The sequence below is a fragment of the Paenibacillus humicola genome (assembly GCF_028826105.1).
GTDB classification, from domain to species: Bacteria; Bacillota; Bacilli; order Paenibacillales; family Paenibacillaceae; genus Paenibacillus_Z; species Paenibacillus_Z humicola.
Genome location: NZ_JAQGPL010000001.1, coordinates 4,522,533 through 4,545,488, shown reverse-complemented (window position 1 = coordinate 4,545,488; position 22,956 = coordinate 4,522,533). Strand labels below are relative to the sequence as shown.

At 47.7% G+C, this 22,956-nt stretch carries 19 protein-coding genes and 2 pseudogenes; 18 read left to right on the top strand and 3 right to left on the bottom strand.

Annotation, left to right across the window (positions count from 1 at the left end; translation table 11 throughout):
• The first annotated feature begins 29 nt into the window (after positions 1 to 29).
• Complete coding sequence (locus tag PD282_RS20875; RefSeq protein WP_274652835.1) at positions 30 to 668, top strand: FMN-dependent NADH-azoreductase; 639 nt, start codon at positions 30 to 32, stop codon at positions 666 to 668.
• Between the two features lie 72 nt (positions 669 to 740).
• Entirely contained in the window at positions 741 to 1,412 is a 672-nt protein-coding gene (locus PD282_RS20870) for an NAD(P)H-dependent oxidoreductase (RefSeq protein ID WP_274652833.1), read from the top strand.
• A gap of 191 nt (positions 1,413 to 1,603) precedes the next feature.
• On the opposite strand, the gene PD282_RS20865 is transcribed toward PD282_RS20870, so the two are convergent.
• Complete coding sequence (locus PD282_RS20865; RefSeq protein WP_274652831.1) at positions 1,604 to 2,845, bottom strand: ATP-binding protein; 1,242 nt, start codon at positions 2,843 to 2,845, stop codon at positions 1,604 to 1,606.
• A gap of 559 nt (positions 2,846 to 3,404) precedes the next feature.
• On the opposite strand from PD282_RS20865, the gene PD282_RS20860 reads away from it, so the two are divergent.
• The 8 genes and pseudogenes from PD282_RS20860 (at position 3,405) to PD282_RS20830 (ending at position 11,400) form a co-directional block, all read left to right on the top strand.
• The gene (locus PD282_RS20860; protein WP_274652830.1) at positions 3,405 to 3,851 is read left to right on the top strand and encodes a hypothetical protein; all 447 of its coding nucleotides are present in this window, start codon (positions 3,405 to 3,407) and stop codon (positions 3,849 to 3,851) included.
• A 131-nt stretch (positions 3,852 to 3,982) separates the two neighbouring features.
• A pseudogene (locus PD282_RS20855) lies at positions 3,983 to 4,321 on the top strand (SMI1/KNR4 family protein); the annotation flags it as partial.
• A 350-nt stretch (positions 4,322 to 4,671) separates the two neighbouring features.
• The gene (locus tag PD282_RS20850; RefSeq protein ID WP_274652828.1) at positions 4,672 to 6,240 is read left to right on the top strand and encodes an RCC1 domain-containing protein; all 1,569 of its coding nucleotides are present in this window, start codon (positions 4,672 to 4,674) and stop codon (positions 6,238 to 6,240) included.
• A 304-nt stretch (positions 6,241 to 6,544) separates the two neighbouring features.
• Positions 6,545 to 6,679 carry an NUDIX hydrolase gene (locus tag PD282_RS27465; RefSeq protein ID WP_420832318.1) on the top strand — a complete coding sequence of 45 codons (135 nt, stop codon included), beginning with the start codon at positions 6,545 to 6,547 and terminating at the stop codon, positions 6,677 to 6,679.
• 61 nt (positions 6,680 to 6,740) lie between these two features.
• A complete protein-coding gene (locus PD282_RS20845; protein WP_274652826.1) occupies positions 6,741 to 7,223 on the top strand; it encodes a GyrI-like domain-containing protein in 483 nt (160 codons plus the stop codon).
• A gap of 450 nt (positions 7,224 to 7,673) precedes the next feature.
• Entirely contained in the window at positions 7,674 to 8,198 is a 525-nt protein-coding gene (locus tag PD282_RS20840) for a sigma-70 family RNA polymerase sigma factor (protein WP_274652824.1), read from the top strand.
• On the top strand, positions 8,195 to 8,707 hold the full coding sequence (locus PD282_RS20835; RefSeq protein ID WP_274652822.1) for a DUF4179 domain-containing protein: 513 nt from the start codon (positions 8,195 to 8,197) through the stop codon (positions 8,705 to 8,707). The genes PD282_RS20840 and PD282_RS20835 overlap by 4 nt, the downstream gene beginning before the upstream one ends.
• Before the next feature lie 248 nt (positions 8,708 to 8,955).
• Positions 8,956 to 11,400: a fibronectin type III domain-containing protein gene (locus PD282_RS20830; protein WP_274652820.1), complete on the top strand. Its 2,445-nt coding sequence runs from the start codon at positions 8,956 to 8,958 to the stop codon at positions 11,398 to 11,400.
• Between the two features lie 143 nt (positions 11,401 to 11,543).
• Here PD282_RS20830 and PD282_RS20825 read toward each other — a convergent pair whose 3' ends face one another.
• Positions 11,544 to 13,070 carry an extracellular solute-binding protein gene (locus PD282_RS20825; protein ID WP_274652818.1) on the bottom strand — a complete coding sequence of 509 codons (1,527 nt, stop codon included), beginning with the start codon at positions 13,068 to 13,070 and terminating at the stop codon, positions 11,544 to 11,546.
• Positions 13,071 to 13,791: 721 nt separating this feature from the next.
• Between PD282_RS20825 and PD282_RS20820 the strand changes: the two genes are divergently transcribed.
• From PD282_RS20820 to PD282_RS20810, 3 genes and pseudogenes are all read left to right on the top strand, one after another.
• Positions 13,792 to 14,031: an NUDIX domain-containing protein gene (locus PD282_RS20820; RefSeq protein WP_274652816.1), complete on the top strand. Its 240-nt coding sequence runs from the start codon at positions 13,792 to 13,794 to the stop codon at positions 14,029 to 14,031.
• Positions 14,031 to 14,222, top strand: a complete 192-nt coding sequence (locus tag PD282_RS20815) for a hypothetical protein (protein ID WP_274652814.1) — start codon at positions 14,031 to 14,033, stop codon at positions 14,220 to 14,222. The genes PD282_RS20820 and PD282_RS20815 overlap by 1 nt, the downstream gene beginning before the upstream one ends.
• A 76-nt stretch (positions 14,223 to 14,298) precedes the next feature.
• Positions 14,299 to 14,400: pseudogene (locus PD282_RS20810) on the top strand (RidA family protein); the annotation flags it as partial.
• A gap of 132 nt (positions 14,401 to 14,532) precedes the next feature.
• Here the strand turns inward: PD282_RS20810 and PD282_RS20805 are convergent.
• Positions 14,533 to 16,086, bottom strand: a complete 1,554-nt coding sequence (locus PD282_RS20805; RefSeq protein WP_274652812.1) for a serine hydrolase domain-containing protein — start codon at positions 16,084 to 16,086, stop codon at positions 14,533 to 14,535.
• Between the two features lie 321 nt (positions 16,087 to 16,407).
• Here PD282_RS20805 and PD282_RS20800 point away from each other — a divergent pair, with 321 nt between their 5' ends.
• The 5 genes from PD282_RS20800 (at position 16,408) to sigJ (ending at position 22,726) form a co-directional block, all read left to right on the top strand.
• On the top strand, positions 16,408 to 17,061 hold the full coding sequence (locus PD282_RS20800; RefSeq protein ID WP_274652810.1) for a TetR/AcrR family transcriptional regulator: 654 nt from the start codon (positions 16,408 to 16,410) through the stop codon (positions 17,059 to 17,061).
• Between the two features lie 53 nt (positions 17,062 to 17,114).
• Positions 17,115 to 17,840, top strand: a complete 726-nt coding sequence (locus PD282_RS20795; RefSeq protein WP_274652808.1) for an alpha/beta hydrolase — start codon at positions 17,115 to 17,117, stop codon at positions 17,838 to 17,840.
• A gap of 149 nt (positions 17,841 to 17,989) precedes the next feature.
• On the top strand, positions 17,990 to 19,954 hold the full coding sequence (locus PD282_RS20790) for a hypothetical protein (RefSeq protein WP_274652807.1): 1,965 nt from the start codon (positions 17,990 to 17,992) through the stop codon (positions 19,952 to 19,954).
• A 629-nt stretch (positions 19,955 to 20,583) separates the two neighbouring features.
• A complete protein-coding gene (locus tag PD282_RS20785; protein ID WP_274652805.1) occupies positions 20,584 to 21,885 on the top strand; it encodes a phytoene desaturase family protein in 1,302 nt (433 codons plus the stop codon).
• On the top strand, positions 21,863 to 22,726 hold the full coding sequence (gene sigJ / locus PD282_RS20780; protein WP_274652803.1) for an RNA polymerase sigma factor SigJ: 864 nt from the start codon (positions 21,863 to 21,865) through the stop codon (positions 22,724 to 22,726). Before PD282_RS20785 ends, sigJ begins: the two co-directional genes overlap by 23 nt.
• The last annotated feature ends 230 nt before the right edge of the window (positions 22,727 to 22,956 follow it).

The window sequence follows — 22,956 nt, the reverse complement described above, 5'->3', positions numbered from 1 at the left end:
GTCCCATTACAAACCCAGGAGGCAGCAGCATGACGCAATTATTGTATATTACCGCTACCCCCAAGCCGCCGGACCATTCGGTCGGCCTGCAGGTCGGACAGGCCTTTCTTCATACCTATCAGGAAGCTCATCCGGATGACGACGTACGCGTATTCGATTTGTACCAAGAATCGTTCCAGACGGTTGACGGCGATGTCGTACGGGCATGGGAGAAATTGAGAAAAGAACGCCTGGACTTCTCCGAGCTGAGTCCCATTGAACGGCAGAAAATTAAAGCCCTCAACGACATTACCGAAATGGTGATGCGCGCCGATAAATACGTGTTCGTCTCCCCCATGTGGAATTGGGGCATTCCCCCTCGGCTCAAGGAGTTCATCGACGCCTTTGTCGTTGTCGGCAAGACGTTCTATTACTCGGAACGCGGGCCAGTCGGCCTGCTGCACGACAAAAAAGCGCTGCACATCCAGTCGAGCGGCGGGATTTACTCTTCAGGGCCGACAGCGGCCATGGATCACAGCCATCCCTATCTGCGCCAGGTGCTCGGCATCGTCGGGATTCGCGACGTACAAGCGCTGTACGTGGAAGGCCATGATTTTCAACCGGAGCACGCGAAAGAGATCGTCCGGACAGCAATGGACCAGGCCGTCAAGCTTGCCTCGACCTGGTAATGCACCGGACGCGGGGCAAGCTTGCCTGATCGGTTAACAAAGAGAGCAAAATAAAAGGAAGGTTGATTCCACATGGTAGGAACGGACAATAAAAAACAAGAGATTTTAAAAGCTTTCCAGTTTAGACATGCTTGCAAGACGTTTGATACCGACAAAAAGATTTCGGATGAAGATTTTCACTTTATTTTGGAGATCGGACGATTGTCTCCCAGTTCATTTGGCTTCGAGCCTTGGAAATTCGTCGTGATCCAGGACGCAGCTCTTCGCGAAAAATTAAAACCTGTATCCGGCGGTGCCGAGGGACAATTGCCCACTGCCAGCCATTTTGTAGTTCTATTAGCCAGAAGAGAAGAAGGCTTACGCCCAGACTCGGTTCACGTGAAAAAAATGTGGAAAGACATTCATCATATGCCTGAAGAAGTTGTGCAAGATTGGTACGATTTCTACAAATCCTTCGTCGAAACAGAGCTCGAAAATAATGACCGTCTCATATTTGAATGGTCAATCCGACAAACCTATATCGCATTGGGTAACATGATGACAGCCGCGGCTCAAATCGGTATTGATTCCTCTCCGATCGAAGGTTTTGATAAAAAGCAGGTGACCGCTATTTTACAAAAAGAGGGTATCATTAACGGCGACGATTTCGGTGTAGCCTGTATGGTCGCTTTCGGATATCGTCAAAAGGGTCCCAAACGTCCGCAAACAAGACAGCTTCTCGATGACATCGTTGAGTGGCGATAAACTTAAGATGATATTCTCAGCATCAGAAGACATGTTTCGCTGGTGCTAGAGTTTAAGAATTGGGGGTGCCGCGGGTGCGGCAGCTCCTTGATTAACGGCAGTGTTACATTAAATTCTTTAAGTTCTTTATGTGGTGCGGAATCAGCTGGAATTGGCCGAAAATCAGGAGTCCCCCTGTAAATTATTTTCAATTAATTATGTAATGGCAATCTGATTAAATATGTTGTACCTTCCCCCTTCTTGCTTTGAACCTCTATATGCCCATTCATTCCGCGTATTATGTTGAAAATAACCATTGTCCCTAAACCAGTACCTTTATCTTTCGTTGAATAATAAGGTGACCCCAGTCGGTTAATTTGTTCCGAATTCATTCCTACTCCAGTATCGCAAATAGTTAATGTTACACTACGGGAATGATCATCCGTCACATATTTCAGGGATAGTTTCCCCCCATCAGGCATAGCCTCAATTGCATTCTTCCCTATATTAATAATAGCTTGCCTGAATTTTGACTTGTTGCCGATTACCGTAGCAGGCAAATCATAGTTGATTATAATCTCGACGTTATGCAAATTTGCATAGGAACTCAAAATTTGAGACGCCTTTACTAATGCCTTCCCCAATAAAATAGGTTCAAGCTTTTCATTTTGGGGTTTGGCTAACGATAAATAGTCGGAAATAATGGACTCGGCCCGATCTAGCTCTTCCAAGGTAATGCAGGAGAATTCTTTGCGTTTACGATCAGTTAAGGTTGGGTCAGACAGCAATTGGATAAAGCCTCTGACTGTAGTCAATGGGTTTCGAACTTCATGCGCGACGGATGCAGCGATCTCGCTCACAACTTTCATTTTTTCTGTTTTTATAATCTCTTCTTGGATCTGAATATTATTACGAATTGTTTCGATCATAAAAACTAATATAGTCGCCATAATACATTGAACTAAAATTATGGGAAGACTGGCAACGAAGGAATCAGTAAAGTAATTTGCATCCCCCTCCAACAGATAATAAAGATTTACGACAGTAGTTCGTAAAAAAAGGCATATACCAAAGACAGTAAGCATCTTCTTTTTGGAATTGGCCTTCGCAAATTTCTTTATAATGAATAAAATCAGTACAAGCGTTGGTAGTAGAGCAATCATGTAATGGATTAGATCTATTCCGCCCAAAATTTGTCGATATGCGAGAAGGCTTCCAAATAAAAGAAAGGAGCTATAAATGCCGCCATACAGGGAGCCAATAATAAGCGGAATTCCCCTCAAATCTAAAACGGAATTAAACACTTCTACCGGAAAGGTCATCGTGATGATTAAAGGGACAAGAAATAATAAAAAAACGAAGACAGGATTCTTATATTTATATACGAGGCGATAAAAAATCAATGGCAGCAAAATAATAAATGCATTGAGGATTAAGTCTGAATGAAAGTGCATTTATATGGTTCCCTTCATTAAGTACTAAGCTTAATTTTCTAGAAAAACAAGCAATTTCCTTCAGGACTCAAAGGTTTCATGAGAAAAAAATATAGGTGAAAGTCTATCCTGGATGATCAATATCCGCTTTCGAAATTAGCAACCTCCCTAAGGTATCGGCAGAAGATATCCTGTTCGGCATACATCGGGCTACGACGAATACGTGTGCTTTCCGTCTAGTACGAACTTACCGTATCCGTTTGCATCGGTCAACCTGGCCAATTTCTCTACTTGCCCTCTGTCCGACGCATCCGGTAGGTTGACAAAGTATTCCCACCGCTAATCCCTTTCCGCCCCGCCAACCCAGGTAAAATTCCTTGAACAAGGCGGAGACACGTCTCCTGAACTTTTCGGATAACGCTGACGAAGATAATAGAGGGGCAATCCGCCTCGGAGCAGTCTGCTCCATTTTTCGCTTAACTGTAGAGCTGGTCAACGTAACAAATGTGGTCTGAATTGCGTTTGAACTTAAGAAGGGTATCGGTGTCCTAAACAATTTGCCTTAAGGGAGAACAAAGCAATGAAGAGCCGTATTTTTTGTTTGGGTACATTTATAACCGTTTTCATTTTTTTAGTGGCTTGCGGACACAGTAGTACCATTACTGCTGATGACGTATGGAAATCTCTCGAAAAACAAGGTTTGGAGGTCGCGCAAATAACCTTAGCCGCAGCAGAACAACTTGCTTCTTCTCAGCTCGTCATGAATGGTGTAAATCCAGAGCCGTTTGAATTAACACTTCCAACCGCTGATATGGCGTATTGCGAGTTTGTATTTGTATATGTGTTCCGTTCGGAACAAGAACGGATACATTTTGACGAATCCGATGGGTCGTCCACTCCGATCATATTTCGTAACTTGCATCCTAACGTGAGCAAAAAGAAAAACGTCATTGTAATTTACTGGTCCAACGACAAAAACAATCCGCTTCTTATGAAGCAATTCAGCAATGCAATGGAAAGTCTTTAAGCGATAGCTTGCGATTTTCTAAGCTAAAAGAGACAAGAACTCAATCGTGCAAAGGGTTTAGCTCAAGACTTTGAGGAACTTATTCATTAATTAAATCGATGCGACAGGGGAAGTGTGGCGTGATGGACTGTCATATTGTCTCTCCGTGTGAGTTTGTTTTATCCAATCCAGTCATCGTCGGAGAACAAATTGAGAATGATATAACTTCACATTGGTTTATAATCGGGAATGATGGAAATGGCGACTATATTTCCATTGATTTATATCCAGAGCGATTAGGGAAATGCTACGACAGCTACTGGGATCGGCATGGTGTCGTTGGGGAATGCCCTGTAATAGCCAAATCTTTTACTGAGCTGCTAATACGATTGGTCAAAAATAACGGCAAACGGTGGTATTGGCTGGAGGAAGATTTTGAATCTCTTGGGGATGCTTATGATACAACCGATTCCAATGAAACTTTGAGCTAAAGTCGATGCTGCCGCCACGGGTTTCACGCGGCTATTTCACTCTGTTAGCGGATGACGATACCGATATAGCGCACGCTGCCGGTTGTCCAAAATGAAATAAAGAACTTGTGCAAAGAAGGGAAACTCAAATGCACACGGTTCATTTTAAATCATTCAACTTATCAGTCACTGCGAAAAAAATCACATACTACCAATGGCTACCATGAAACTATTCTTAATGGTTATTGATTGGAATTAAACTCCAATAGTATAATTTAAATGGAATATTCAGATTTAGGGTTAAGGAAATTTGGTGTCAGTCGGTATTATCATTCTTTAGCACAAAAATAGGTTTAGGGAGGGAACTGATTGTGAGATTACGACGATTACGGATTACGGTCATCTTCTGTCTGTTTTTTTGTCTTGTTTTTGTATCGAATATAGCGGCTGCAGCGGATAAATCGGTCCCACAGGTTGATGGAGGAGCGGCAGGAAAATCAATAAAAAAGGTTGATGGAGGAGAATTTCATTCTATCGCTCTTCAAAGTGACGGTACCGTATGGACTTGGGGAAATAATTGGTACGGCCAGCTTGGCGATGGAACGAAGGAAAACCGTGTCACTCCCGTTCAGGTCAAGAATCTTACAGATGTGGTCGATGTAGCTGCAGGTAATTGGCATAGTTTGGCCCTCAAGAGCGATGGGACTGTCTGGGCATGGGGGTACAATTACTATGGCCAACTCGGTGATGGGAGTACGATAGACCGGGATACACCCGTACAAGTACAGGGTCTCGATTCGGTAGTCGCCATCGCTGCGGGCAGTTTTTTTAATTTGGCTCTCAAAAGCGATGGAACCGTTTGGGCATGGGGCAGCAACGACGGAAGCCAACTTGGCGACTGGACTGATATCGACCGTCATACCCCCGTTAAAATGATCGAGCAAGATTCGGTAGGCCATTATCTCGATTCGGTAGTCGCGGTCGCTGCGGGCGATCAATTTAGTTTGGCACTTAAAAAGGACGGAACCGTCTGGGCGTGGGGACTCAATGGTTCAGGACAGATTGGCACTGGTAATTTATATGAACCGATGAGTCTTACTCAAGTACCTAACCTCAAATCGGTGAGCGCCGTCGTTGCTGGGATAGATCAATGTCTGGCACTCGAGAACGACGGGACCGTCTGGGAATGGGGGGGAGCACAAGAATCGGACGGATCAATGGGATACGTAGCAGATCCGCCGTTTCAGGTGCATAATCTCAATTCAGTAGCCGCCATCGCTACTGCATATAATCATAACGTAGCCCTCAAAGAAGACGGAACCGTCTGGGAATGGGGATATCACCAACAATTAGGCGACGAAAACGCAGCCCCTCCGGTTCAGGTACAGGGTCTCGGTTCGATCGTCTCCATCGCTACCGGATATGACCATACTCTTGCTCTCAAAAGCGATGGGACCCTGTGGGCATGGGGAGAGAATGAGTATGGTCAACTGGGTAACGGAACAACGTCAGAACGTGATGTGCTTGTCGATGTGCCTGTTCAGGTTCATCTGAACCATACGGACTCGTTCCAGCTTTCCGATTCCAAATCTAATGTTAACGGCGGGTCCCATAATGAGTATTCGTTATATTATGGGTACATTTCGTCCCCGGGACAAGAGCTGAGCGGATCTTGGAGTCCTCCAAAAGGCTTCCACGGAACCATTACGGTCTCCATGATTTCCCCGAAAGGGAAAAATTATGACCTTAATCTGGATATCCTAGGGGATGGCAGCCAATCGAATGAAGAAACGAAGGAAAACCAGGATGGAACCGAGTTCAGTAAAACGGAGGTTCCCGAAGGTTATACAGCCGAGTGGAAGGTGAAGGGACATACAGACGAAGATTATAGTCAGGAAAAGGTTTTCGTCTATGTTAATGCTCAGTATAACGATAACTAAACCTATGGGATCAGCGTCGATTACCCGGACGCGCAGCGGGATATAGGGCGGAATCGACATTAATCGGACGCTCCCCTCCAAGTAGATATTTTTTCAAACTCGTCTACTTAGAGGGGAGCAAACCAGGTAAAGGGCTTAAACCCATTTCTTTAAGATTAGGGGAAATTCCATGAACAGATATGAACGGTTTGCAAACCTATTTCAAAAAAACGACATGGGGCAAAATCGAAGCTGAATTTGTAATGGAGTTACCAAAGGAGAGCCTTATTTCAAATGTTAATGTTGTACCGATTATTAGTCATCAATGTATGGTCATCCGTTTAGAAAATTACCGGGCGGGACTTTAGAAAAGGGTGAAGATTATCCCTCTGCAATAAAACGGGAACTGCTAGAAGAAACGGGAGCAATTTTACATGCCTTTGAGCCGTTTGGAGCGTGAAAAATGCTTCTCAAATGTAAGAGTCAAATATCAAGGGATAACAAAATTGGGAGTGGATCCAATGGAAGTTGAAATCGTTCAAACTAGCAGTATCTCTGCATATGTTGGCGTAAGGGCGAGTGCTCATATGTCAAATCTAGGGGAAAGCATTGGACGTGCATTTGAAGAATTGATAAGAAGACGTAATGAAATTAAAAATATAAAAAACCCAAATGTGACCTATGGTATATCTCCTCCAAACTACAAAGGAAATACTGGCACAGTAGACTTTTATTGCTGTTTTGAAGTAGATCCACTCGAAAACTTACCACATGGAATGATTCATATCCATCTATTGCCACGTACTTATTCAATGACTCAGTATAGGGGACCAGCTAGCAAAACGGTAACCGCTTATGATTACACGACTAAGTGGATAAATGAAAATGGCTATACCAACGATGATGTTTCTTATTATTTTGAAAGATACGATGAGATGACAATAATAGAATCGGATGATGAACGAAATGAAATAAAAATATTTTGTCCTGTAAAGAAGAAATGAGCGTTAACCTAACGGATTACGATAGCTTAATCGAGACGATGGCAGACGACAGAAAGATCGGCTAGATCGGCTGCTTTTCCACGCTAAAGTGCCTGATAATTGAGCTGCAAAGGGGTTTAAATGGGCATCGGAAAATCGGTATTCCACGGCGGCGATGAGAAAATCAGGCTCAAGCTGCTGTCCAGCCGAACGTTCAAGTCGGGCATTATCGCAGCCCGCTATGAGTTGGAGAAATAGCCGTGCCGTACAAGGCGGTGAACCGCTCAACAAACGGGAGATGAGCAGCGCGGCAAACCAGTCCTTTTAAAGGGCTGGTTTTTTTGGTATATAAGATCAGTTTTGCGCTGGGAATTTTGTTAATCCGAAAAAAAGAGTTTCGTGAACCAAATTCGTAGATGCTGCCTCTAATCCATAGTGTAAAATGGTCGGTACCAGAGGAGGCTAAATAATGTGGACTTAGAGCCATACGTAAAAATTGCCCAAAAAGGGGATAGGGAAGCCTTTTTTTATCTTATAAAACACATTGAAAAGAATTTATACGGTGTGGCTCGATCCATTGTCAAACGGGATGAAGATTGTGCAGATGCGATCCAAGAAACGATATTGAAAAGTTACCGTTCTCTCCACACGCTGCGAGAACCGGGTTTCTTCAAGTCATGGATATTACGTATTCTCATCAATGAATGCAACCAGATTATAAGAAAACAAAAAAGAACTGTACTTGCAGAAGCAAAGGATTTTTATGTCTTTTCCGACTGTGAAGCTGAAAGAATTGATTTGAGGGATGCGGTCGATCGGTTGGAGGAATCGCTTAGAATTGTCATTACACTTTATTATTTTGAGGATATGCCTCTTAAACAGATAGCGGATGTATTGGAAACCTCGGAAGGTACCATTAAATCTCGTCTGCATCGTGCCCGTTTAAACCTAGCCAAATGGTTAAGAATTCCCGAAGAAAGGAATATACGGTCATGAGTGCATACTTTGATAAAAAGATGAAGGAGTTTTTTGAAGATCAGTCTGCAGAGCTTCCGGAAGTCGTTAGAAAGCGGATCGATCAAACTTTAGCGTCTTTGCCCACGATTTTTCCTGATAAAAACGGACTATACAAGCCCAAAAGGAGAAGTAAAGGATGGCGGCTTGCAATAGGAACGGCTTCGTTATTCATCCTTTTAGGAATAACCGCTTTATTTTCCGTGCCATCATTTGCGGAAATGTTACGTTCATTATTTACCCATAATAATGCAGACATCGGCTTGTTACGGGCACAAGAACTAGGATTCGTGCAATACCCGAACATTAAGGTGAAAGATAAAGGTTATACGGTTCAAATTAACGAAGCTGTTGCGGATCCTACTCGTGTTGTAATGGCATTGCAGCTTTACGGACCGGACGGGAATGCGGCGAAAGAGTTATTGCAGTTGAAAAAATGTCCATCGAAGAAGCTGCTGCTAAATTTTACGACACCGGAAGACCCGATTTAGCCGAACTGTACAAGCTTGCAGAAAACTTCGTAACCAGAACAGAAATTACAATAGCAACGCTAAGTCTTGTGGGGGATTATTTTTATAGATAGTGGAAAATATGCAAAAAAAAGAATTATTGGATGGTCTGTCGTGAATAACAGTACTAACAACTGACAGCTCGTAATGTAAATGGCTCTTTAGAGGAATTTCATATTTTCCTGAACATGGTATGTTTAATAGATAACATCCATGGGGAGTGATATGAATTGAACCGACGATTTATGCTTTTGATTTGCGGATTGCTGACGCTGCTTCTGCCCTTCCAGGCAGCCGCCGCTGAAAGCGTTTCCGCGGCAGCGGCACAAGATGACGTCCGAATTACGAGTACAAAGCTGACGACCGATGATGCAGCCACGAAGGTACAAATTTTAGCAGCCGTGACATCCTTGTATGAACTGAAAAGCGTTACTGCTTCTACCAGCGGCCGAGAAGTAACCTTGACACGCTCCTGCCCAAGCTGCAATTGGAAGGGAGAAATGCCGCTGAGCGGTCTGGCGAAAGGTGAACATACCTTAATTGTAACCGCGGTAGATATATATGGCAGCATTGGAACGGGGACGGGAACCTTTACCTATGATGAACCTCCTGTCATCACGCGAATGGAACCTGAAAATCTATCCATCATTCGCAATAATAGCTTGCATGTCATCGCTGAAGCCGAGGATGACCTCGCGCAGCCTTCTTTTTTGGTAAAAATCGGACTATCCCCCTATTATCCCGATTTCATTGCGAGTGATCAGGGCACAGGCAAGTTTGACCGTGTATTTGATGTTACAAAGTATAACGGCAGATCGCTGAGCATCGAATATACCATTTCGGATGGACCCGAATCGCCAGGCGGCGATGACAACCATCGGGTAGACTTGTTTCGTACCGTTTATGTTGAATCCAGCCCTGAATTGGTGGAGATGGAGCGTGAATCGGGTTCGGTCTTGGATGCGGATGAGTCTCGTCTGTTGCTTGCCGGGAACAGTGAATTGATTATCAAGAACCGTAATGACGGTACCGAGACAAAAGTACCAATTAGTGGATATTATAACTATCAATCTTGGTTTGAACTTACGCCCGCTGGAGCCGCCTTCCTCGTCGACGAAGGTCAGGATGGTTATACAAGAATGATGCTGCATTCCTGGAATGGAGAGAAGCTCACGTCCACTGAGGTGGCGCCTGAACTGAATTGGCAGTTTAGCGGGAATTATGTATTAGGTTCGGATTCTTTCCGGCTTCAGTGGGTTGATACCAAAACCGGGACAGCCCGCACGATTCCAATTGATTATCATAATGAACTACACGCTGCATTGGAACCGAGCGGCACCTTTCTGCTGGACTCGGATTTGAGCGGCAAGAAAAGTGATCAAATGTTCCGCTATGACCCGGTAACAGGAGGCATGACAACTGCATTTGAGTATCCAGGGGCACCGAGCAGACCGGTGACCGACGGCAAGGCGATTCTGTTCACCGTAAACGACGGCAGCAGCCTAATGAAATACCAGGATGGAACGGTGACGGAAGTCGATCACGGAACGACTGCGGGACGAATTGGCGACTATACGGTAAACGAGGGCTGGGTAGCCTTCCAGAAGCCGAGCGCAAGCAATGTGCAGCAAGTGTATTTACAGTCCCCTGAAGGCACGGTAACGCAGGCCACTTACTTTAACAAAGCATCTAAAATTCATTCTTTAGATAACTTGGGTACCCTGGTCATTGAAAACGAAAGCAAGTTGTACCAATACCACCAGGGTATGGTCAAACCGACACTTATTGCCAGAAACCAAGGCAAGTTGAAATCGATAAACGGCCAGCTCTTTTATTTGCTCAGCGATACAATCTTCGGCGTGAAATCTCAAGCGCCAAGCGATACGGAGGCGCCCGTGTGGCCTCAGGGCAACGTGCTGACGTTTTCCGATGTGACCCACAACAGCGTACAGCTGCATTGGCAGCCGGCCACCGACGATACGGGAGTAGCCAACTACTTGCTCTTTCAAAACAATCAGCTGCTTACGACGTTGAAGGGGACCGCGAGCAGCTATGAAGTGAAAGGGTTGTCACAAAAGTCGTCTTACGTCTTCACACTGGTCGCTGTCGATGCCGCGGGCAATCAAAGCGTGAAGAAGAACGTGACAATCACGACTGCTGCCTATAATCCTGACCCAACACCGGAAACGCTGCTTAACCATTTTGACGGAACGATCCTTGACTTTGACCAAAATCATATCGTTTGGAAAGCAACCGGCGATACCGTACTCTGGCTGTACAACCGCACGGATAAAACCCAGGTCAAGGTGTACGACGCCGCCGGGTCGGATTATACGATCGGCAAAGCCATGTTATCCGCCGATGGCATTGTTTATACCCTGGAGCTCAATGGATTACCCATGACGTACTATTGGAAGAACGGTGCGGTTCTGCAGCATTGGGAGGGGGAAACGCAGTACGATACAAGAGGGATACCGGACGGCAGCGTCGTGTATACGCTTAATGACACCACGTACCTGTACTCCACCCAAGAAGGGAAGCTGTTGTATTCCTTCAACGGTCCGGGAGAGCTGTATTACCGGCAGCATGTCTACAGCGGTCCGGGAGAGAAGCAATACCGGTATGATGCATGGTACCGGGTTGACGGCGGCTCCTTGTATGGCCTTCGAATTTAAGAAAGCATCACTGGAAGGCCAGAATGCTCGCTAATTCGCAGGATCCCTCCAATTGTTATCCGGATAGAAGAGGAGATGTAACTTCTAATTCGGCAACTGTGTTTGCAAGAACAGAAGGGGCGAAAACTCGCCCCTTTCCCTTTTCAATCGACTTTGATTTTATCGGGATCTTTGGCATACTGCTCGTTCATTTCCTGGATTACCTGATCCCCGCCGGCTTTGCGCCACGCTTCCAAAGCATCCTTCCAGCCATCCGCATTCAGTTCGCCCATAATGTATTTAATGCGCGCATCGTTGATCAATTGATCCAGATCGGAGCCTTTCTTCAGCATCGTATCCGAGATATATTTGGAAGCCGGATTGAGCACCAGATCGTCCATCACCGCGTCCTGCGCTGCGGTATACTTCGCGATAATCGGATCGACGGCGCCTTCCATCGCTCCCTTCCCGTCCGATATCCGAAGCATCGTTCTGACCGGAATGAGCGAATTGTAAAGATCCGCCTGCGCCGGAGTCCGCTTGGCCTTGCCGTCCTGCACCGTATAGTGAGTGCCCTCCACGCCCCACTGGAAAATCGTTTGTCCGCCCGGATCGGAGCTTTTATCGAAAAACTCCAGTATCCGTCGAAGATCGGCTTCGGTTTTGACGCTTGATTTGGGAAACATGAATTCCCCGAAATAACCGGCGCTCATCAGAACTCTGCGGCCTTTGACGCCGTTTACGGAAGCGGTCAAATCCAGCACCGCTTTCGGGTTCGACTTGTACAATTGATTTTGGCGAGTAATTTGATCCGGCGCTCCCATTCGGACGCCAATCTGCCCCTGGTTCATCTTGTCAATGTTCGTCTGCCTCGTTGAGATAGCGAAATCCTGATTCATCAGCTTCTCGTCATAAAGCTTTTTGTAAAAATTCAAGGTATCGAGATAAGCCTGACTGAAAATGGTCGGAACAAGCTTTCCGTCGACGACATCCCATTCGTTCCCTCCGCCGTGCGCGGCCAGCAGAAAGTTGAACCCGCGCAAGCCGCTTTCTTCGGCGAAGGCAACCGTATCGTTTTTTTCGTCCCCGTCGGGGTCGTCCTGCGTGAACGCTTTCAGCACGGCATAGATGTCGTCCAGCGTTTCAGGCGGCTTCAGGCCGAGATGATCCAGCCAGTCTTTCCGGTAAATGAAGCTGTCGAGTACGGGAGACAACGAGATGAACAGCGAATAGGTTTTGCCGTCGACGGAGAGCGAATTCCTGACCGCCTTGCTTTGCGCCTTCGCCAGGTTCGGGTAATCCTGGAGATACGGCGTAATATCCCAGAAAAAGCCGCCCCGCAGTGCCTGAATGATCGACTGCTGCCTTTCCGTAACGAGCAGGACCATGGGAAGAGAGCCTGAGGCGATGACGGAGTTGAGCTTCTCGTTGTAGTTCGAGCTGGGCACCCATTGGATATTCAGCTTGGTGTTCGTATAGTCTTCCAGCGCTTTGACCATCGGATTGTCCGCGGCGGGAACTTCTGCGACAATGCTTTGGTTCATCATTGTGATCGGAAACGGTTCGTTCTTCGATTGAACCGAAGTCCCGCCCGATTCCTCCCCCTTGCCGCCGCTGCAGCCTGCTGCCGCGGTCGCAAGCGCCGTCGCAAGGACTGCGGCGGCAAGCGGTTTTCTAAGCCATCGATACATGCTATTCCTCCTTGCTCTTCAGGCCCGAGACTGACCGTCAAGGGTATTACAGGTGAAAACGACTGACTTGAAGACAGCGTTTTCAAAATTAGGGTTAGGGCCTCCTTCCTTTATTCTTCTTCATCCCATCGTCTTCATTCCATCGTCGGATGCCAGGGGATTGGAGCTATCCGGAGTATACCGCTGCATGCCGAAACCGGATACAATCCGCAGCGAACCTAAAAAGGGCGCTGCAAAATATCGGTAATTCAACCGGCTGCAGGCTTGATAATCCTAACGGAAACGAAACGTAATCCTTGCAAAGCCGAATCCGTTTAAGCTAAACGTAAAAAAAAGGAGTAGAACTTTTCGGTGCAGGAAAGTTCTACTCCCCTAAAATGCCGACTGCCGATTGATGGACTGAGGCGGATCATCGGTACTTAATACCAAGCCTTTAAAACAATCAGCTGCTAACAACCTTGAAGGGGACCGCGAAAAGCGATAAAGGATAATGAATCCTTGACTCATCTGCAAGGATACGGTTATTATTACCATAATGTTGATTAACGGGGAGATCAAATGTTCAGTCTGCTCTTAAAACAATCCCATTGTCACACAAAGCGTTAGCACATTCCTAAAAAAGGGATGGGTTAACGCTTTTCGCGCTGCCCATCCTGCGAGATACAACGCGCAGGACCAAGGGTCCAGCGCGTTTTTTGTTTCCGAACGGAGGGATATAGAAATGGCAATCATGACAGAGGCAAAGGGGAACATTTTCCTGAAATTCTTAAAAATCAAAGAAGAACAAATCGTTGCTTCGGAACTCGATGCTCCACTTACGCATGCATTAATTGTCGTGAAGTGCCAGGGAAAGTACCTTTTCATGTATAACAAATGGAGAAATTATTGGGAATTACCTGGTGGCGTTATTGAAAAAGGAGAAACTGCTAGGCAGTGTGTTCGGAGGGAATTATTTGTTTAATGAAATTTAGACTGCAGCCAAGTTTTCATGGCCCTGAAAGGACGGAATACGGCAGTTTGTACGCGGCTCAATTGACTGAGCTAAATGATTTCGTTGAGAATGATGAAGCGAAGTCAATTATTCTGTGGGATGGTGTATCGGATATTGGAACGGTCGCAGAAATAGACAAGAAATTGATTGAGTTCACCTGATGATGAAGTCAAATTATTCAAGATTACAATTTTAAATTTGCTTATCTAACGAATAACGAGAAGGAGAGAATCTGATATGACGGAAAGAATGAAGGTTTTTACCGGTTCCCCTTGGGAGCCGGTTGTTGGATATTCTAGAGCCATTCGGGTAGGATCTCGGGTTGAAGTAGCAGGTACAAATCTAGAGTCCCTGAGACAGACGACAGTTCGCCAACGAAGTGGTACTCAGGAATAAAAGCACGTTTAAGTCCTCCAACAATCATTATCAAATGTATAAAGAAATAAGCTGACGGTTTGAACGCCATCATCATTAACTCCGAAAATTGCCTTTCATCTGGCTGTCAGACCGCAATGCCCGCATCGTCCGAACCAACCGGATGATTCCCATGCATCCCTTCAGTGCCATAAGTACAGCCATCATCTTGAGCCAAAACATGACGTCCGGCTGAAAGATTGTTGCTATATGCCATACCGGCACAATTTGGGTCATACTCAATGTCAGGATAATAATCAGACCGGTAAATTCGAGAACAATTTTGGTTATAACTTTGATCGATAGGCTCGAATTTTCAGGACTCAACGGACCCAGGCAGCGCTTCGCAGTTCGAACGGTCATGTATAATAACCAAACGCTGAGCAGCAATATTAATCCATCGATAAGCAAGTATTTTTGCGACATGCTTGGACCCGACCCTTTAATCGGTTGACCGTTCAGTATGTTTATGACCCCGGAGGCGATGTGGGTAGTCGTAATGATATGTGTTTTGAGAAAAGCTGCGTCGATCGCATCGAGTACGTTGGCGAATACAATAACCCCCAGTTGTTTTTCCGGAATAATAAAGGTTTGGGCTTGGAAGCCGGCCGACCCGCCCGGAGAACTGATAACCGGTAAACCGTTTATGTTATCCGACATCCAACCCATGGCGTACGTTCCCGGAACCGGTTCGGACTGCATAAGTCGTACGCCTTCCGAAGAGAGTACGGAATGATCATCATATCTCCCTCCGTTTATTTGCGCGATCAAGTAATGGCTCATGTCCTCCACACTGGAATAAAGGTAGCCTGCAGGTACATCCCCTGGAATATAAACATAGGGGCCTTGGTAGGCAACGTTGAATCCGAATATCCGGCGGTAAGGCGCGGCCAGTCCGTGTTCAGCCGCCTCATCGATCGTAACGAAGCTGTTATGCATGGACAAAGGGCTGAAAATATGTTCCTTCACATATTCCCCATAGGACTCGCCGGATACTTGCTGCACAATATAGCCGAGCAGTACATAATTTGCGTTCGAATACCTGTATGAGGATACGGTTTTTTTTTCTTTCTTTAGAAACTTTTCCGCATAAGACATGGTGTTTTTCTCTATTGCATCTTGGTTTTCATTGATACTTGACAGCGTGTTGCTGAAAGTTGATATTTGGGTGAATCCGCTTGTTTGGTTAAGTAACTGACGTACCGTAATGAACTTTGCTCCGTTATACTTGGGGAAATAGCGCTGTATAGGCGCATCCAAGTCTATTTTCCCTGCTTCGGCCAGCTGCAAAACAGCTATAGCGGTAACCGATTTGCCGATCGAACCGATTCCGAAAGGCGTTTCAGGTGTGACGGGACGACCCGATGAATCGGCATGACCGTAGCCCTTAAGGTAAAGTATGCGATCCCCCTGCACAATCCCGAGAGCCAGCCCCGGAAGACGCTGCCGTTTCATTTCACGAGCAATATACGCATCCACTTTGGTGAAGACTGAAGCTTCAGATCGCTCTGCTTGCATGCTTCCATCACTTTGAGCTGAACTGGATAGGGGAAAGATGACCAATAGGGGGAAGATAAACAGACCGCATATGATGAGTGCTATCTTTCTCATTCTCATATTCATCCCATCCCTACTCATCCGATTTTTCTCTTCTGGCATTCGTCCTCGGCGAGGTCGGCGCGGCAGCCCACGAACCAAGCGCCAGCTTCTTGCCGTACCAACGGTCGGAGATCAGCGCGAAGAGGATGCCCCGCAAGACGATGGAGGTATTCAAGAGCGCCATGTAATATCCGGATACAATGGAAACATATTCTATGTGAATTATATGAACTAAGGTTCATTTTTGTCAATATAAAATTGTGAACTATAGTTCATTTCATTCGTTGACTTGGAATGGGGGGAGATAATAAAATGAGGTATAGGTGATGAAATTTGGAAGAAAATGACCAGGACAAGACCCGAATCCCCCGGCAGCAGCGAAGTATGGAGACCAAGAGGAAAATCGTTGCGGCGGCCATGAAGCTGTTCTCGGAGAAGGGCTTTCACGCCACAAATACGAAGGAAATTGCGAAGGAAGCGAAGGTGGCCGTTGGCAGTGTCTATTCCTATTACACGGATAAAATGGAGATTTTTAAGGACGCGTTGGCTCTTTTCCATGAACGCTTCACAACGGCTCTTCGGGGTCACGGCGCCCTTCAACTGAACACCAGCCAGAACAAACGGGAGCTCATCCGGGACGTAATCGAGATCTTGATCAAGGTCCATGAGATTGATATCGGTTTCCATCGGGAGATGGACATCATGAAGATGTCTTATCCTGAAATTAAAAACATGGGGAATAAAAAATTGCGGTTTTTCTATAAGATTACAGCCCGGCTGCTTCGTTCCTGGAAGCAGGAAATTCGGATCAAGGACCCGGATGCAGCGGCGACAGTCATCATCTTGGCTGTGCACCGAATAGTTGAAGCCGCAGCTTTTGGCGAAACGGACATCCCTCGGGAGCGCTTGATCGAAGAAGCGGTCGACATGCTTCATTCGTATTTGTGGCCGAAGGACATCAAGCACATGTCAACCGATATTTCTTAATCCGACAACAAGGGAGTTAACGGAAGGGGCTGCTGCATGCAGTCCCTTTCAAGTTGCTGAATAAAGCGGGTGCCGGAGCCGGATCAGGCACGGCTGTAAAAGGGAACAACACGAGGAACGAGATTTGTCATTTCGAATTCAAAGAGGTGGCCTGGATGCAAGTGGATAAAATTATTTTACCCTCCGCTTGGGGCAGGGATATTGTTCACAAATATGTGCAAAATGGCAACCCCTCAGTGGCTGTGTTTTTCCCTGGGCAAAATTATTCGTGTGAATTACCTCTTTTATACTATACGAGTAAATCCGCCTATGAAGCGGGGCATGATCTATTGATGCTAGAGTATGGCTACCAATCTGCAAGAACCGCTTTTGACAAAACGAAAGTCGACCAGTTGATCCAAGAATGCTACACCTCGATCAGCCAGATCATTCATCAGTATAATGAGGTCGTATTTGTCAGCAAAAGTCTTGGAACTTACATCGCCGGTAAAACGGCTGAATTGTTTAAAGAAAAATCGATCCGGCACATGTTCTTAACACCTATTCGATCAACAATTCCGTTCATTGAGAAATTTGGCGGCTTCGTTGTAAGCGGTACCGAAGATCCGGTTTTTCAGGAGGAAGATATGAAGCAAGTCGAGGGATTTCGAAATACAGAAGTCCTTCGAATACAAGATGCCGACCACTTATTAGAGGTAAGCAATGTAAACCGGTCCTTAGAGATATTGAACGACTTAGTCGAAAAATCCAGCCGGTTCTTCAGTAAGTCGTGCACATGAACGCCATTCGGTTGACGCGGAACGGGAGTTCAAAGCTCCAGGGATCAGACCGCCGCGCGATTGGCCGGGGCCGAGGTCTGCGCAGATGAAGGAAGCGTCCGCCCGTACGAACAGGAGCGGGCGAAACATACGAAGGAGGCAAGGATCCGATGAAACTGACGGAGAGCGTGAAGGTCGAGTCGATTCAGGCGGGAATTCCGGCGCGCAAGCGGGAGCTGCTGCGGAGTATCGCGAGCGGCGGGCATCCGGCGCGCAGTCAGGAGGGGCTGCGGGTGTATCACCGCGTCGGGCTTGAGCTGGTGAAATTCGAGCTGGAGAAGCTCGGCGAGGAGACGGAGCCGCTGAATGTGGCGGCGTTCGAGGATACGATCGATTTTATCGTCGCCCGGCACGATTGCTGCGATTTCGCCCAGGCTTGCGTCCTGCGCATCCTGTACCGGTATCCCGATTCGAAGCTGCTCCCTTCCGGGCTGCGCGAGCGGCTGGTGAAGCTTGTCCGGGAGGATAAATACTGGATGCTCGAGCCGGGGGAAGCCGGTGGCTGTTATTTCACGGAAAATCATCAAATTTTGTTTCATTCGAACGAATATTTAGCCGGGCAGATGCTCGAAGAGGATATTTTCCCGAACAACGGACAGACCGGCGAGGAGCACCGGCAGCATGGCGAGCGGATGCTGCTGCGCTGGATGGACTGGCGGATCAAGCTTGACTTCAGCGAATGGAACTCCTCCTGCTATTATGCAGAGGATATGCTGGCCCTGATGAATTTGCACGATTTCGCCCGGGATGAGACGATTCGGAAAAAAGCGGGCGATCTCATTACGCTGCTGCTGTTCCATATCGCCGTCAATTCGTTCGGCACCGACTTCGGCGGCACGCAGGGCCGCGTCACGTACAACATCTCCGTCAATCCCGACGTGCAGTACGTCCATGCCGTATTTTACGTGCTTTGGGGCAAGGGGGAGCTGCCGGAATACTATCATTATTTTCAATCTTTTCTGACGACAACCGATTACGATATGCCCTTGCTGCTGCAGCGCATCGCTTGGGACGACCGGGACGAGATGGAAAACCGCGAGCGGCACAGCTTGAACGCGGAGGAAGCGCGTCTGTACGGCGTCGATCCCGACGACCTCGACGATCTGATGTTTTTCTGGGGCGCGCAGCTGTTTAACCACCGCGATGTGGTCGCGTCTTCCGTAAAATATTGCCCCGAGAATTACGGCATGTATGCGATGTGCAAGGCGTATTACGATCATTACAAGCTGTACGACCAGGCAAAGGTAGCTTACGATCCGAGTCCGGACCCGCCCGCCATGTCCCGCGTCGACATTTATTCGTACCGCACGCGCTCGTATATGCTGGGCTGCGCTCAGCAGTATCGGCAGGGCCAGCACGCTTACCAGCAGCAGATTTGGAAAGCGTCGCTCGGCGGACAAGCGGTCGTGTACACGACGCATCCCGGGGCCGGGCATCTGATCGGGCGTCCGAACTACTGGATCGGCGACGGCGTGCTGCCGAAGGCGATGGCGTATAAGAATGTACTGGTGTCGCTGTACCACATCCGTCCCGATCGGGCCTATTTCCCTCAGTATCCGGCGCTCTACACGCATGCGTACTTTCCTGTCGCTCACTTCCACGAGGTCGTCGAGCAGGGGCGTTGGATTTTTGGCCGAAAAGTCGATGCGTATGTCGCATTATGCTCGTTCCGTCCCACGCGCTGGCTCGAGCTGACGCCGGAACGCAGTCTGCCGGCGAGCTATTTTGCCGACTGTCTCCGTCCGGAGCTGGCCGGGCAGTACGATCTGGCGGCGAATGGGCATAACAACGTATGGATTTGCGAACTGGGCGATGCCACCTCGCACGGCAGCTTCGAAGCGTTCGTCGAACGAATCTCGCGCTCGGCCACAAGCGGCGATGCGCTCGGCATGACGTATGAATCGCCGACGCAAGGGCTGATCCGCTTCGGCTGGAACGAGCCGTTCGAGCTAAACGGGAAGGAAATATCGCTGAAGGACTATCCCCGGTTCGATAATCCGTACTGCAAGGCGGCATTCGGGGAGACGAAACTGCACATCAGCCATGAAGGCGATACTTTGGAGATCGGCTGGTAAACCGGCCGATTTTTCCAAGTTGAGAGCTTCGTTGATCGAAAAAGAGAATGCAAGGATCGCTTTTAAGCATGAAGGATCAAATTATGATTGAGGCTTACCTTCGACGATGATTGGCTGGACTTCGAACTGCTGCGAAAGCTAGGCAAATTGGCTGATTCAAGCGGGGGTACCAGACATTATTACTACGCTGCTGACGGGCAGCATCTAACCCTGATTTACGGCGAACATGAAATGATGATTAAACTAAATCGTATGATGAACCGCACTTTTCTCTTATTAACTGGTTAAAGATTATAAAAGCTGATCATGAAGCACCTATTTTGTCATCCATTTTGCGCCAGCCGCGGAGCATGCCTGCTGAGACCGGTCTATATTGGAACGGATACTCGCGATTGTATTCGATGGCATGCGCCCTTCTATCGGACAAAATTGAAAATAGTGAAGACGAGAGAGCACGATTAACATCGTGCAAAACTACGATTCCTGCTTCGTTTTTCGTCGGCCGCGATTCGCCGTTGTCTCCGGTCAAAACCTTCATGAAAAATCGAGTGAAAACTTTTCCTGCGAATGTGTCACATCTCGCCTCCCTTCCCCGTCATACAGGTAAAATTCCGAAAGGATGATGAACGATGCAGAAGTATGATGTGGTTGTTGTCGGCGGAGGGATTGCGGGGTTGACCGCGGCTATTTATGCGGCAAAGGCAGGGAAGCAAACAATCGTCATCGAAAAACAGGATCGCTTGGGCGGCCGGGCCATTTCCAATAAGAAACATGGAGCTTACTTCAATTTGGGCGGGCATGCGCTGTATAAAGGGGATGCGTACGCAACGTTCATGGAATTGGGAGTGAACGTGCAGGGAAATCAGCCCTCGACGAACGGATACGGCCTTTGGAAAGGGAAATTGATCACGCTGCCCGCAAATATGAAGACGCTTCTTACGACGACGCTTTTATCCTGGAAGGGGAAAACGGAGCTTGCTTCCTGGCTGATGAAATTGGCCAAAATGGATACCCGCGAATATGACCGCATGAGTCTGCGCGAATGGATAGAAGGGAACTTGCACGATCCGATGGTGCGCAACATCTTTTATGCGTTGTCGCGTACCGCCAGCTATGTGGCCGGGCCTGATTTGCCCGCCGCGGGTCCCGTGCTCGGACAGCTTCAAAACGCGCTTCAAGGCGTCATCTATCTGGATCGCGGCTGGGGCCAATTGGTGGAGACCTTACGCCAAACGGCCTCCGATCACGGCGTGAGGTTCGTAACCCATTGCAAAGTCGTGTCCATCGGGGTTCAGAGCGGGAACGTACAGCACGTTCTTTGCGAGGATGGAACGAAAATCGATGCTCGCAATGTCATCCTTGCCACATCGCCTTCGATTGCCTGCCAGCTGGTCCCTTTTGCAGAAAGAACCGCCCTTCATACCTGGAAAGAACAAGCGGTCGAAATTACGGCCGCCTGCCTGGACGTTGCCCTGCGGCGTCTGTCGAAACCGAAACATCAATTGATCTATGGGATCGACCAAACCGTCTTCTTATCCAATCAATCGCGTGCGGCTTATTTAAGCGACGATGGCGCGCAGGTCGTATCCCTGATCAAGTACCGGGGAAAAGAGAACGATCCGGACCGGGATTTGCGCGAACTTGAAGGCTTGCTGGATTTGGCCCAGCCGGGATGGCGGAATGAACTGGCTGCCAAACAATACCTGCCTGATATTACCGTTTCCCACGATTTCATGCATATGAACCGCCGTGAGCAGCCGGGGCCTGCCGTACCGGAAATACAAGGCTTATATGTGGCCGGGGACTGGGCGGCGCATGGCGAGCTATTGGCCGACGCCGCGACGGCAAGCGCCAAAAGAGCCGTACAGCACATGCTCTCGCTTGAGGGCAAGGAGAGGAACGCCCGATATGAGCATAGAGGAATTGTATAACGCTTATAAAACGCCGCTTTTTTCGTTGGCTTACCGGATGCTGGGAAGAGTCATGGATGCGGAAGATATCGTTCACGATGCCTTCCTGAGCTATGAGCGGCTTACGGACTCCGGTGCAATCCGGAATGAAAGAGCGTATCTATACAAAATCGTCACGAATCGCTGTCTCGACCTATTGCGGTCGTCCGCCAAAAAACGAGAAATGTATGTCGGGCCGTGGCTCCCCGAGCCCTTGATTGCGAGCAGCGCGGCAGACAGCGATCCGTCCGAGGCTTATTTACGGTCGGAGTCGATTTCGACGGCTTATCTGCTGCTGCTTCAGCAGCTGAATGCGGTCGAAAGGGCCGTCTTTCTTCTTCGCGAAATTTTCAACTATTCGTTCGATGAAATCGCCGATATGGTCGGGAAAACCAGCACAAACTGCCGCCAAATCTTCCACCGCGCCCAAAAAAGCATCCACTTCGATCCGGAGCAGTATCCGTCGATTTCGGTTGCGGAGGAGAAAATCAAAGCTTTTGTGAGCTTATTGCTGCAAGGAAATTCATCGAAGCTTCTGGAGCTGGTCAGCGATCGTGTTGTGTTCATCTCGGACGGCGGCGGCAAAGTGAGAGCGGCGCAGGTTCCGCTTGTCGGGTTCGATCAAGTCATGAAATTCCACCAAAAACTGCGTGATATGTATGCGGGCAAATTTACGTATTCTTTTCTTATGGTAAACGGATTTCCCGGAATCCGAATCCGGTTGGACGAGGGGATTCAATACGTGTACTCCTTTGCTTATTATGAAGAGAAAATTCAAACGATATACAGCGTCGCCAATCCGGAGAAGCTAAGGCATCTGTAGCATTCCCGGCTGCCGGTTCTCTTGCAGAGCGACAGCGGCATGAATCGGCGAAACGCCGCTCGTTTTTTCCGCTGCAATCCAGTCTTAAGAGGTATCTTGGCCTATTCTAGAGATGCCTCTTTTTTGCGTTATCGGCGAATCAGTCGATTTTCCCGTTTACTGAAAATAAACTATTGACAGCGAGGCCGGCGGGGGATATTATAAACAAGTATAATATTTAAAAGCTTTAA